Origin of the sequence: Flammeovirga pacifica (genome assembly GCF_000807855.2) — a bacterium.
GTDB lineage: Bacteria > Bacteroidota > Bacteroidia > Cytophagales > Flammeovirgaceae > Flammeovirga > Flammeovirga pacifica.
The window spans coordinates 2,436,918-2,450,624 of sequence record NZ_JRYR02000001.1; the positions used below are offsets into that span (position 1 = coordinate 2,436,918).

At 34.1% G+C, this 13,707-nt stretch carries 7 protein-coding genes; 2 read left to right on the forward strand and 5 right to left on the reverse strand.

Features of this window, described 5'->3' with window-relative positions; translation table 11 throughout:
* Positions 1 to 37: 37 nt before the first annotated feature.
* Positions 38 to 1,564, reverse strand: coding sequence for an alpha-L-fucosidase (locus tag NH26_RS09645; protein WP_242427316.1), 1,527 nt, complete (start codon positions 1,562 to 1,564; stop codon positions 38 to 40).
* Positions 1,557 to 3,515 carry a family 43 glycosylhydrolase gene (locus NH26_RS09650; RefSeq protein WP_158021915.1) on the reverse strand — a complete coding sequence of 653 codons (1,959 nt, stop codon included), beginning with the start codon at positions 3,513 to 3,515 and terminating at the stop codon, positions 1,557 to 1,559. The genes NH26_RS09645 and NH26_RS09650 overlap by 8 nt, the downstream gene beginning before the upstream one ends.
* Positions 3,516 to 3,917: 402 nt before the next feature.
* Here NH26_RS09650 and NH26_RS09655 point away from each other — a divergent pair, with 402 nt between their 5' ends.
* Entirely contained in the window at positions 3,918 to 5,540 is a 1,623-nt protein-coding gene (locus NH26_RS09655; protein ID WP_044221297.1) for a glycoside hydrolase family 43 protein, read from the forward strand.
* 71 nt (positions 5,541 to 5,611) lie between these two features.
* Here NH26_RS09655 and NH26_RS09660 read toward each other — a convergent pair whose 3' ends face one another.
* From NH26_RS09660 to NH26_RS09670, 3 genes are read right to left on the reverse strand one after another with little or no spacing between them, the layout of a single operon-like run.
* Entirely contained in the window at positions 5,612 to 7,384 is a 1,773-nt protein-coding gene (locus NH26_RS09660; RefSeq protein WP_044221295.1) for a DUF5060 domain-containing protein, read from the reverse strand.
* Positions 7,385 to 7,390: 6 nt separating this feature from the next.
* A complete protein-coding gene (locus NH26_RS09665) occupies positions 7,391 to 9,607 on the reverse strand; it encodes a glycoside hydrolase family 3 N-terminal domain-containing protein (RefSeq protein ID WP_052431911.1) in 2,217 nt (738 codons plus the stop codon).
* A gap of 4 nt (positions 9,608 to 9,611) precedes the next feature.
* The gene (locus tag NH26_RS09670; RefSeq protein ID WP_044221292.1) at positions 9,612 to 10,493 is read right to left on the reverse strand and encodes a family 16 glycosylhydrolase; all 882 of its coding nucleotides are present in this window, start codon (positions 10,491 to 10,493) and stop codon (positions 9,612 to 9,614) included.
* Positions 10,494 to 10,736: 243 nt separating this feature from the next.
* On the opposite strand from NH26_RS09670, the gene NH26_RS09675 reads away from it, so the two are divergent.
* Positions 10,737 to 13,628 carry a carbohydrate-binding protein gene (locus tag NH26_RS09675; RefSeq protein ID WP_052431910.1) on the forward strand — a complete coding sequence of 964 codons (2,892 nt, stop codon included), beginning with the start codon at positions 10,737 to 10,739 and terminating at the stop codon, positions 13,626 to 13,628.
* Positions 13,629 to 13,707: the final 79 nt, after the last annotated feature.

The window sequence follows — 13,707 nt, forward strand, 5'->3', positions numbered from 1 at the left end:
GATAGCCTTTTTTTTGACCTAAAGTTTAATGTTTGAACTATAAACTCTTTGGACTTAATCTTAATTTAATCACATAGGCATGATCACATGGTTTTTCTTTTGGTAATTGAACCATTAAACCATCATCTTTTCTCTCCCATTGGATTTTCTCATTACTTCCTAACATACTAACTGTAAGAACTTCCTGAGTAAGATATTGGCTATTTTCACCTAAGTTTTTCACATTCAACTTTCCATCTTTAGGCCAATCCAAAGCGATAGCATAAAGATGATCTCCATTCGTTGTAAACCTAATATCTTCGGCAACAGCATCCTCATTTTTGAATTCACTTAAATGTCCTTCTTTGATTTCTTGAGGTCCTTCACCATAGATTTCCCAAGGTCTAGTATCATAAATAGCTTCACCATTTACAGCAAACCATTGTCCCATTTCTTTTAAACGAGTAACTACCTCTTTTGGAATTTCTCCATTTGCTTTTGGAGGAATATTTAATAAAACAGCTCCATTTTTTGAGACAACATCTACAAGAAAATCAATCAGTCGATTCGTCGATTTATATTTAGGATCATTGATATGACACCATGCTTTCCAATCTACTGAATCATCTGTTAACCATACAAAAGGTTGTTTTTCTTTCATACGAGATCGTTCCAAATCCAGTACAGCAGTGCCTTCTTTCAAATCCTTAAATTTATAAGTACAAACTACTTCTTTCCCCCATTTCTGTGCATTATTATAATAGTTTGCTAGAAACTGCTTACGGTACTTTTCATCAATAATATCCATTCTATTATCAAACCAAATAATATCCGGTTGATATTTTTCCATTAATTCATCGAGTCTTGCCAACCATTCTTTATTAAACTTTTCGTCAGGTAATGGTTCACTTCTCACTTCGGCCATATTAAATGTTCCTTTCGGAGTATATGGTCCATATAAATCTTCATAGTTTTTATCAGCAGCGTCTGTAGTTTTATCCCACGTTGGATACCAAGCGTACATCCAATGTCTATGATATGTTGCAATAAATTTCATATCATGCTTTTTTACTGCTTTTGCCATTTCCCCTACAATATCTCTCTTAGGTCCCATTTCTTTGGCGTCCCAATGAGTGAGTTTACTGTCCCACATCGCAAATCCATCAGCATGTTCGGCTACAGGACCAGCAAATTGAGCCCCTGCCTCTTTAAATAATTTAGCCCATTCATCTGCATTAAATTTTTCACCTGTAAACATTGGAATAAAGTCTTTGTAACCAAACTTGTCCAATGAGCCATAGGTCTCTTCATGGTATTTTCTCACTTCACTGTCTTCATTATACATGTAATGTGAGTACCACTCCGTTTTATGCGCAGGTACTGAATAAGGCCCCCAGTGAAAGTAAATACCAAATTTTGTATTTTTCCACCATTCAGGTACTTCGTACTGGCTTAAAGATTCCCAATCTGCTTCATAATTAACTTTTACGGACTCTTTCACCGTTTCTTTTGTAGCACACCCTGTAAATAAAACAGACATTAATGCTACTATATAACTCTTTTTGATAACCATGATCTTATTCAAATCTTACGTCTTTGATATTCATTAAAAATCCTTTGCTGCCTTTAAATACCAGATATATTTTCTCGTTATCCTTAATTTCGGAAGAAACATTTTCAGTAACAGAGCTCCAATTCTGCCAGCCGCCCGTTTTTTGAATATTGATAGAGGCTATCAATTCTCCATCAAGATTTTCTTTACGAATTTCTACTACGCCACCCGTGTTTGGAGTAGCCACACCAATAGTTACTTTTTGAGGTACATGATGAAATTTCAAGTTATTAAAAATCAAATAATCCCCATTTTCAATGTACCCTACATTTTTTCCTCCGAGTTTACAGGCTTCAACCATTACACCTTCTTGATCTGAAAAGTTAACGGCTTCAATACCATCAAATGCATTGTATATTTTTCTAGATTTATCAGAAGAGAAACTAATAACATCCCCTTTTTTGACATCATCTAAACTCACTACTTTTTTACCATTAATATGTAAATCTGCTTGTTGTTTATTTTCTTCTAAAAGATGGGGAGTTAATGCTTGAAATTCTTTTAATGAATACACTTTTCCTTTACTTCCTTCCCAAACTATTCTTTGATTTAAGTGATTAAACAGCTCAACATCATAAGATTTAGAAAGTAATACCTGATTTTTAGTTAAACACTGCATCCAGTCCAAAGACAGAAACTCTGTATCTCTAGAAAATTTAAAAGAAAGGTTTTGCATTCCTTTTGGTGTGAATTCAAGAGGTGCTTTGATAGCTCTCCATTCTCCTTCTTTCATTTTAGGTACTGATATTTCTGCTATTTTCTTACTGTTTGCAAAAACATCTATCTGAGCTTTTTGAGTAGCACTTACAAAAAGGGCAATTTGCTCAAACTTACTTTTCTCAAAATTGATATCATTAATCGTCAATTTCGTTTTATTTGAAATCCTTTTTACCACCCAATTTGGCTCAGGTGCATCGGTTTTCACAACAGTTGCATTTTCTAATACACTATACTTATCAAGCTGAATAGGATCTTTTGCAAACAATTTTGCAATACCTCTTTGTGTGGCTTTAATTTCAGGAATATCCCCATTTTCATCAAAAAAGATACGATCAGCACACATAGATCTTCTATGTTTATTACCAGAAATATCCATATGATGATAGAACAGAAGCCACTCGTTTTTATACTCCACAAAAGAATGATGATTTGTCCAACAGCCATCTTTCCAATGCTCCAAAACTTTACCTTTGTATTCAAATGGTCCTCTAGGGCTATCACCAACTGCATATGAGATTTCCTCAGCAGGGCCTGGTGCATGCGGAAAGGTGAAGTAGTATTTATCATTGCGTTTAAAAACAAAAGGACCTTCTTTATATTTGGATGGCAAACCTTGTACTTTTTGAGGCTTCGTCTTGATAGACTTCATATCTTGATTCAATTCTACAAAAAATAGATTTTCTCCGCCTCCAAAGTACAAAAAGATACTTCCATCATCATCAATAAAGACGTTAGGGTCGATTCCTTCAATACCTTCAATATATGAATTCTCTGGAGTGTAAGGTCCAGTGGGTGTATCAGCAACTGCTACCCCAATTCTTCTAAAAGCACTTTTATCTTTGGGCATTGCAGGGAAATAAAAATAGTATTTACCATCTTTCTCAATACAATCTGGAGCCCACATACCATAACTATTTTCTTCCACCCAGGGTACTGTATTATGTGATAATATTTCTCCATGATCTTTCCATGTGGTAAGGTCGGTAGTAGAATAAACATGATAATCAGGCATACAGAAACCATTGTTGCCTTTTATTTGAGCACATGTTGTATCTGAAGATGGGAAAACAAATAAAGTATCGTTCATTACTCTTGCTGTAGGATCAGCAGAAAAACGATGTGTTACTAATGGGTTTTGCGCCTGACCTTGTAAAGAGAGCCAAAATCCAATTAAAAAGAATACTCTTTTGAAGTTTAGTTTCATCATTATGGTTAAATAATAATTGAACAATGACAGGTCATAAAAGAGAGCACTACTTTTTCTCTTACAATCAATCAATGTTCGTAGTAATAATTCATTCATTGTATTCACAAGAAATAAAAACTTCAAGACATATCAGGAAACAAAATTTACTGATTAAAACATCATTATTATATGGTATAAATCTCCCCCCTTTATTTCATTATTTTTTTTCCAGTAGAGCAAACATGATAGTACATTTCACTCACAATACTAAATCATAAAACTTTTTAAGATAATGGCCATCTACTCACCAATAATGATAAAGTAAAATAACACTCTAAATTGTCTATTTTTATTCCTGAGGTTTATCATTGTACTTCTTAGCTTTATAGAAATTCAGAATACATTTTTAATCAAGCTACCATGAAACTAAAAACATTCTTTATTAATCTATTATTTGTTCTTTTAATTAGTCAAGCTTTTGGACAAGCTCCAACATCTTACAACAATCCAATTTTACCAGGGTATCACCCAGACCCATCAATATGTAGAGTTGGAGATGATTACTACTTGGTTAATTCTTCTTTTGTCTGGTTTCCCGGACTTCCTATATACCATAGTAAAGATCTTGTAAATTGGGAACATATCGGCTATGGAATTACTAATTCTGAAACAATCAGTTTTAACGGTTTAAAAGATAAACATGGTCTTTTTGCACCGACTATAAGACATCATAATGGCACTTTTTACATCATTAATACTTGTGTAGGATGTAAAATGAATTTTTACATTACTGCTACAAACCCCGCTGGACCATGGTCTGATCCTATTTGGTTACCTTCTGCATCAGGTATTGACCCTTCATTATTTTGGGATGAAGATGGTAAAAGTTATTACACTGGAATGGAAAGTGTAGCAGATAAAAAATGGTCTACTCAGACAGTAGTTTATAATCAGGAAATTGATTTAAATACAAATCAACTTATTGGTAAAAGACATCATCTAACTTTTGGGCACGCTAATAATGCGGCTTACGCCGAAGGGCCTCATATCTATAAAATTAATGGTAAATATATTTTGCTACTTTCTGAAGGGGGAACAGAACAATATCATGCTATGTCAGTACATCATAGTGATAGTATTAATGGGCCATATCAGGCAGATATTATTAACCCTGTACTAACGCATAGACATTTAGGCAAGGATTATCCTATTTATGCTGTTGGACATGGTGATTTAGTAAAAACACAAAATGGAGAATGGTGGGCTGTTGTGCTTGGAAAAAGATTAAATAATGGAATCACCACTTTAGCTAGAGAAACCTTTTTAGCAAAAGTAGAATTTGAAGGTCAAACACCAATTTTCAACAAGGGAAAAGGAGTGGTATTGAGTCGTCAGAAACGTCCTGATTTACCTTGGACTCCATTTCCTGCACCTCCTAAAAAAGATGATTTCACTACTCATAAAATTGACTTAAGATGGTGTAGCATCAGAACACCTGAGAAAGAATTTTACAAGCTTAATGATGGAAAACTTAAATTAAATCTTCACAAAGAAGTCCTAGACAGTTTAGTGCATTCATCTATGCTTATACAACGTATTGTAGACCACAACTTTGAAGCATCTACAGCGATGTCTTTCTCTACGTCAAAGATCAATGAAGAAAGTGGATTATGCCTGTATAGAACCAATGAAAATCATTTCACTCTTATGAAGAATGATCATGAAATTATTCTGACAGAGGTCTTTAAAGGAAATAGAAAAGTAATCGCAAAAGTAAAATTCGGTAAGAAAAATGTCATTCTAAAAGCGAAAGCTCAGGATATGATGATTCAATTTTATATAGGAGAATCTTCCGATCATTTAATTCCAATTGGACCTCAATTGAGTTTAATTACCATTGCTGATGGCCAAGGAAATGCCCAGTTTAATGGAGCGGGTATCGGAATATATGCAACTAGTAATGGACAGTCTACTAAAAATAAAGCACATTTTGATTGGTTTCAATACAATGGCTTAGATTTGGACACTACATTGACAGATTAGTTTAATCAAAAAAAGGCCATAATATACAATGCAATAAAAAGTATACTATGGCCTTTCTTATGATGATGTTATTATTTTGTCTTTCTTAGTAAAACAACCCAATCATCGTTCAATGTTGGAGAAGCTCCAAGAGATACTTTCTTACCACCTTTTACACGTTTAATTTTCGTGAATTCTAACTTCCCTCCTACTCTTGGGTTATACCATGCAACAGTGTATTCTTGCTCATCAGTACTCAAATCAAGTGTTGGCTGCCCTCCATTTTTTAAATAAATGGAATAAACTTCACCTGCTTTAGCAAAGCAATAACTATCTTTTATATCTACTAATCCATCATTAGGTTCCATTTCATTGAAAGGAAGGTACTTCTGAAAAAAGTCTGTAGCATAAAACGTCATATCCCAAATACGATCTCTTGAGCGCCAGTCTTCACAATTTAAATCATTATTGGGGTATTTATATCCAAAATAATGTTCAACCCCACCACCGCCGGCCATGAGGTTAGCCCAAATAACATCTTTTCGTACTGTGTCTTGTTGAGCAGGATAATTATCAGGTAACACTCCTTTTCCTGCAGGTCCGATTTCATCTAACCAAATCACCCAATTTTTACCTGATTTTTCTGATGCCTCCCTCCATTTTAATGTAGTTGAGTGCGTGTGATGTAAATCATGAATTTGAAATGAAATACCGTCCAAAGAATGGTTTGCCAATAATGGTGTTACCGTATTTTTATGATCTTTCTGAGATGGTAAGGTATGAATTGCGACCATATTACCATATGGATCTAATGACTTCATATATTCAATCATTTGAATCCTCATTTTCTCAGTTTGACCAACAGGAGACCAGTTGGTAATACCATTTTCTTCTCCCATATTCCAGATAATCCCAGGATGATGAGCAAACCTTGCAACTAACTCTCGATAATATAATTTTCTTTGAATTGCCGTATATCCCATATCCAAAAGACACTCATTTTCTGTCTCTTGTGTCACTATATGTTTAACCAATCCAACCTTATCCATATGTGAAAAAAGTACCTCCCATTGGGCTAACTTACTAACATCAAAACGATAACGCTCATGAGCCTTCGTCCAGGGCCAGACATTTTTACCGTCTCCCATCACATTCATTGTAAGAAAATAAACCGTATTTATCCCTTTGGATGAAAGGTAATTCATTGCTCCAATTATCCCTTTTCCTTTATTCCCCTGCCAGAGAACATCTCCTTTATTCCAATCTCCAATATGTGATTTGAAGTGATGTTTATCGGGTGTTCCATCAAATTCATGATACCCTAGTAAATCTTCCGGACTATTAGCACCTCCTTTAATAAAGTATTCTTTATTCCCCTCAAATTGTAAATAATGAGAGTTTGTTGGTTTTAATCTACCCTTTGCTCTAAGATCAATCCCTTTTTTATCAGATTGTTTCACTTTAAACGTCCCCTCTTTTCCATCTAATATTCCTTTTTCAAAGTTTGAAATATCGTTGGCTACTGCACAATTTTCTCCTTTTAAAAATGAAACCTTATAATGCCATTCTCCTGTAATATTCGGTACGAATCGAACTCTCCATTTATTACCTTTAGTTGCCTGCGTTTCAGCAGCATTTCCGTCTGCAGCGTAAAACCCAGGAATTATAAACTTCTCATCACCATTTGTGAAGGTAACATCAAGCCTATAGTCTAAAAATGGATTTATAGGGTTTTCTTCAAAAGTATCAGGTCCTTCAAAAGTGAAAGCAATTGTATGCCATACTTTAAGTTCTCCATTAATATCTTGAGAAAATAAATTGTAACACAATAAATTACAAAGTAATAAAATTAGGATTTTTTTCATCTTAGTTTAGTTAATCAGAGTTTCAGAAAAGTACTTATTCTTTATTGGTAAATGCTTTGTTTTTCCTATCAATTTAACGGTGGTTGAAGCCTTTATATCTGTAGATGATGCTCCTATTAGAAAATCATAATTACCGGGTTCAATCACTAAATTCATGTCTTTATCATAAAATGCTAATTGCTCAGGAGAAACCTTAAATGTAATGTATTTCTTTTCTCCTTTCTTTAGATCTAAACGAGTAAATCCCTGTAAAGAAAGCATTGGTCTAGGCATTGATAAACCTTTTGCTGATATATATAATTGAGGTATTTCACTTCCATCCATTTTTCCTGTATTGGAAATTGAAAACCGTACATTAATGTAATCATCATCAGTGGTCGATTGATTATCAATATCAAAATCTCCATAAGAAAATTCTGTATAGGATAGTCCATGACCAAAAGGGTACAATGGCTTCTTCTTTTTATAACCACTTCCATACCAAATTGGACATTGTTCATTACTACGAGGTACAGTTACTGTCATTTTTGCTGATGGATTTACTTTTCCAATCAGAATATCTGCTAAAGCATTTCCTCCTTCTTCTCCAGGATACCATGCTTGTACAATAGCTGCACATTCTTTTTCAATAGCAGTAAGTACGTGCGGTCTTCCACCAAAAATAATTAAGATCACAGGCTTTCCTGTAGCAATTAAGTCTTTGACAAATTCTTCCTGTTTTCCTGCTAATCTAATATCACTTCTACTTCTACTTTCACCGCATAAATATCTATTTTCTCCCATTGCAGCGATAATAACATCACTTTTAGAAGCATAATCAATGGCTTTATTATAGTCTGTAGAATAATCGCTTTGTAGCTCAATGACATTGTTTTCTCTTTCATCTCCAATAACTGGTTTTACTTTCTGTGAATTATCAGATTCCGTCCAATCACATCCTCTTTCATAAAGGATTTCCGTACTCTTCCCTAACCTATCTTTTAAACCATCCAAAAGGGTGAATAATTTAGGATTAAGAGGATCTATTGGCTGTTTTTCCCAATACAGTTGTAATGATTGGTAAGTGTAATCACCTAGAAGAGATTCTGCGGAAGCTGCATTTGGCCCGACAAGAGCAATCTTTTTTAACTCTTTCTCTAAAGGTAGAATGCCATTATTTTTTAATAAAACAATAGACTGAGTTGCCGATAAATAAGCTCTATTTCTAAATGCTTTACTATCCAATTCAACATTAGCTTTTACCTCCAACGGTTTCTGTAAAAAGCCTAATCTACCTTTTAAAGTCAATATTCTTTTTACGGCACTGTCTACGTCATTTATAGAGATTAAACCTTTCTCAAGTGCCATAGGTATTAATAGATAGCAATCTGGATTTGGTAATTCGAGATCAACACCATTTTTCAATGCAATCACTAAAGCTTCCAACTTATTTTTAGCATACTTATAAGAAGTATTAATCTGCTTAATGGCAAAATAATCAGAAACTATAATACCATCATACCCCCACTTTTTTCTCAAAATATCCTTTAGAAGAAAAGAGGACGCGTGTGCAGGAATATTTTTATAGGCATGATAGCCAGGCATAACAGATTGTGTATTCCCTAAACGAACCGCTACTTCATGAGGCATTAATATTTCCTCAAGAAATTCCCTATCGTCTAAGTTCTTTCCACCATAACCTGCAAAATGTTTTGTAGTTGTAGCTACCCCTTTACTTAGGTCTTCCGTCTGCATTCCGTTTATAAAAGCCAGACCCATTCTTGACGTTAAGTACTCAGATTCCCCAAAACTTTCTTCCATTCTACCCCATTTGGCATTTCTACTTACATCCAACATTGGAGAAAGTGCAAGAGTTATCCCTAGGTCTCTCATCATTCTTGAAGTATACCCCGTATTTATCTTTAACAAATCGGGATTCCATGAACAAGAAATTCCGATTTGTTGAGGTAAGGTCGTTGCTCCTTTAATATTATATCCAGAAATAGCCTCTCCATGTTTTAGGTATGGAACAGATGATTTCCCTGTTAAAGTCATCACCTTAGTATTTAAAGACATGGTATCCAAAATAGTGTCTACAAGTTTAGAAATTTCTAAATTTCTTTCGTCTGTTAGCCCTAGTGATGCTCTTTGATTTAGTGGGTTGTCTACCGTTTTTTGATCTTTAGAAGTACATCCAAAAATCGAAAACACTAAAACAGCTATTAATATTTTATACTGATACATATTCTTATTTTGATGTTGTTGGTTTATTCTTCCATACTCTAAAGTATTTCACATGAAATTCACCATCTAATCTCTCATCGTCTGGTAAAGCCCCAAACCATTTATTTGACTCATTATTAAAATTAACTTCTAATGGTTGATGCCAATGCGTGTTTTTTGCTTCTCTAAATAGAATACCGTCAATATAAAACCTGATATGCTCTTTAGTCCATTCTAACCCCCAAACATGATATCCTTGTTGTAATTCGAAAGGAACATAATACTTTTTTGTTCTTGAAAAATGCTTTGTCACATTCCCTTGATCCTCGGGTGCTTTAAAAACATGGATATTTGAATTTAGGTCATGTCTATTATAACTTAATCCCGGAGCATTTTCACAGATATCAATTTCCGTCCACCAATCTTTACTAACATTTGTCATCCAGAAACCTGATACCCAAGGAGCATCCATTAATTTCATTTCAGCTTCAAAGTATCCGTATAGAAACTTATTTTTACTTTTGATAAAACCTGAAGTATGTGTGTACCCCTCCGGTAATTTTTCATCATCATGTTTGTTTACTCTAAAAACAGCTTCACCCTCTTCAATAGACACATTCGATCCATGAAAATAAGTAGGTTTTCTTCCTTTCCATTTTGGATTATTAGGGTACCATAATTTCTCGTTAACATGTCCCTTTTCAAATTCATCAGAGAATTTTTTTAATAATTTCCATTCTCCTGAGTTTTCTTGATCAGACAAGGGTAATTTATCTGAAATTCGAGAAACAGCAAGATTGTTATCGATAGAATCAACATAGTTTTTGGGTGGAATAGTTAAGTTCTGTGCTGTTACATTATTCATCAAAAAGAATATTAATGCTAACTGAAGAAAGACCTTTTTCATATTTGTCCGTTTTAGTTTATTTTTTAATGATATGATTGAAATTTAACTATCCAACTATTTTTTCCCTTTAATAATTTAACATTATAAAGGGGGTGTATTATTTATCCCTTTGATCTAAACTCTATTTTATTCCATTAAAAAATTCACCCCACCTATTTACAGATTTTTTTTCCAATCATAATCAAACACAAAAACTAGATTGATTTTCGAATTATTACTTAACACGCTAAATATTAAATACTTATGAATTACTACTATTCAAAGAGACCAGCACACTACACAACTACTATCTTATGGTTATTCTTAACCATCTTTCTCCATGATGTCAACGGTCAAAACACTGTCAGCATCAATCACAAAATTCAACGTTATATAGGTGGTACTTCCTCCTTGGATCGATCGAAGTTCTTCAATCTCCACTCCAACAATTCTGATGCAGAATTAAATCAGTTTTACAATGATTACAATGTATCTCCTAGCAGAGGTTTTTGGGGACCTTTTTCCTATTCTAAAAGTAAAGGAAATGCAGTTGGGACATATCCTCAAGGCACAAATGGAGATAATAACTTAAAAAATGTAAGCCGATTTGTGGCCACAGAGCATCCATACAATATTTTTAAGGATGGCCTTGATCCAAATGCTGCTGCAAATTGGGTAGTTGAATACTATAAGGACTTTGCCAATGACTCAGAAAGACCCCTCTTCTTCGAGCCCATGAATGAACCTTTTGTACATGCAAAAGACTACTATTCTGGAGGTTGGAATCAATCAGAAGAGGACCGTATTAAAAGACAAATGGCAGAAGTTTTTGCAGCTATTGGTAAGAAGGTTCATGAAACTTCTGCATTGAATAATATGAAAATTATTGGATATTCTGCCGCATGGCCTTCAATGGAGATTAAAGACTTTGCTCATTGGAATGAAAACATGAAGATGTTTATGGATGTTGCAGGAGCTGATATGGATGCATTTTCAACACACTTATATGATGGCGTTAATGTAACTGGACAGAATAATCAAAGGTCTGGTAGTAATAGTGAAGCCATTTTAGACTTGATTGAAACCTATAGCTATACAAAATGGGGTAAGGTAAAACCACATGCTATTACTGAATATGGAGCCATTGCTTCAGGTTATGGAAACAACTACACAGATATTGAAAGTATCCAAACTGTGAGAGGAATTAATCACATGTTATTTAATTTAATGGATCGTGAAAACAACATCGATATTTCAATCCCTTTCATTACGGATAAATCTACTTGGCACTTAACTGCTGCAAATAACTATCAACCTTACGGTGCTGCATTATTAATCCCTACAAACATTGGGGAATCTTATGTTGCAGGGTGGAAATATTCTCCGAAGATTCATTTCTATGAATTATGGAAAAATGTAAGTGGTAAAAGAATACAAATAAATACTTCCAACCCCGATATTCAAGTACAAGGATTTGCCAATGGAAATATGCTTTACATTGCTCTCAATAACTTGGATGATAATACACAATCTATAAATTTGAACTTTGTTGAGAGACTAAGTGGACTACAATCCATCACCAAAAAGGCTTTGAAAATTTATGATAATTCCAATCCGCAGTTAAGTATTTCTACTTTATCTACTTCGCCGGGTTCACTTTCATTAATTTCTGGTGAAACTGTAGTGTTAGAATATAAATTTGCTAATACAATCCTCTTCAATAATACTATTAGAAACAAAAAGTATTATACCAATAAGCACCTACAATACATTAATGCAAATACGGCTATGAATTTTGCATTCAATGGAGTAACAACAGGTACAGGTAGTGCTTCGCTTCAAATAGGAATTGGCAGAAAGCACGCAAAATCAAAGAAACCAATTGTAAAAATTAATAATACCATAATTAATGTTCCTGATAATTGGAAAGGTTATGACCAAGCTAATCGAGATGATTTCTTTGGGGTAATAGAAGTTCCTGTTGCTATGAATTTACTTCAAGCATCTAACACTATTTCTATCACTTTCCCTGATAATGGTGGACATGTAAGTTCTGTCATCCTTGAGGTGGGTAAATATGACCAAAATGTTATTGAAAATGAATCTGTAAACATTGTGAACCCCTTAACCACGGTTGAAAGTGATACAAAAATAGATGTACAATTGTCTTATACTTCAAATACGACTAGAGACATTGTTGCTGAATTTTGGTCGTCTACTGGTTGGTTAGGACAAAAAGTAACAACTGTCAATGCAGGAAGTGGTGTTGAAACTTTATCCATTAATCTTGCCAATGCACCTACAATTGGTAATGGCTATGTTATTAAAGCTAGTATACGTCCTGTCGGTTCTAATTGGACACAAAATATTGATTCTGATCAAGCAAATAATATTGAAGTGATTCCACAAGTGATACAAGAGCCCTATTCTGGAACTCCTGCAAGTTTACCAGGAAAAGTGGAAGCAGAAAATTATGATATTGGAGGAGAAGGTGTTGCATATCATGATATTAACACAACAAATCAAGGGGGTGCTTACAGGACTGACGGTATTGATATTGAAATCTGTACTGATCAAAATGGGGGATATAATATAGGGTGGTTAGACACCTCTGAATGGATGGAATATACGGTTAATGTCAGTACATCTAATGATTACGATTTCTTTCCAAGAGTGGCTAGTCCTAAAGATAATTCACAATATAAAATTAGTATTGATGGCACTGATGTTACTGGTAACCTTACCGTTCCCAACTCAGGTGGCTGGCAAAATTATCAGACAATGCATATCCGTAATGTATACATGAATAGCGGAAAGCATATTGTGAGATTTGAAGTAGTTAATGGTGGTTTTAATTTTAATAACTGGGCCGCTTGGGCATCTTCTACATCTAATACTAGAATGATTCAAGTTGATGAAAGTGAAATTATTTCTGCATATCCAAACCCTGTTAATCAGAATAAACTACATATCAGAGTGCCACATAATAATGGAACTACTGTAGAAATGATGAATATTAATGGTCAACTTTTACAGGAAGTAATATTTGAAGGAAGCTATTATATGCTACCTATCAATAATATGTCTAAAGGCATCTATTTGATCCGTATTACCACTCCTAATGATCAAGTTATAAAAAAGATTATGATACAATAATCTCAATTTAATAAGTAGATGTAAGAGTTGCTTCTATACCTTGAGTATGGGAGCAACTCTTCTCTTTTTTAATCCTTTT

What these genes read in the sequence shown, in the direction of transcription:
- NH26_RS09665 (WP_052431911.1), bottom strand. Translation starts at nt 9,607, where the DNA reads ATGTATCAGTATAAAATATTAATAGCTGTTTTAGTGTTTTCGATTTTT.
- NH26_RS09670 (WP_044221292.1), bottom strand. Translation starts at nt 10,493, where the DNA reads ATGAAAAAGGTCTTTCTTCAGTTAGCATTAATATTCTTTTTGATGAAT.
- NH26_RS09655 (WP_044221297.1), top strand. Translation starts at nt 3,918, where the DNA reads ATGAAACTAAAAACATTCTTTATTAATCTATTATTTGTTCTTTTAATT.
- NH26_RS09650 (WP_158021915.1), bottom strand. Translation starts at nt 3,515, where the DNA reads ATGAAACTAAACTTCAAAAGAGTATTCTTTTTAATTGGATTTTGGCTC.
- NH26_RS09660 (WP_044221295.1), bottom strand. Translation starts at nt 7,384, where the DNA reads ATGAAAAAAATCCTAATTTTATTACTTTGTAATTTATTGTGTTACAAT.
- NH26_RS09675 (WP_052431910.1), top strand. Translation starts at nt 10,737, where the DNA reads ATGAATTACTACTATTCAAAGAGACCAGCACACTACACAACTACTATC.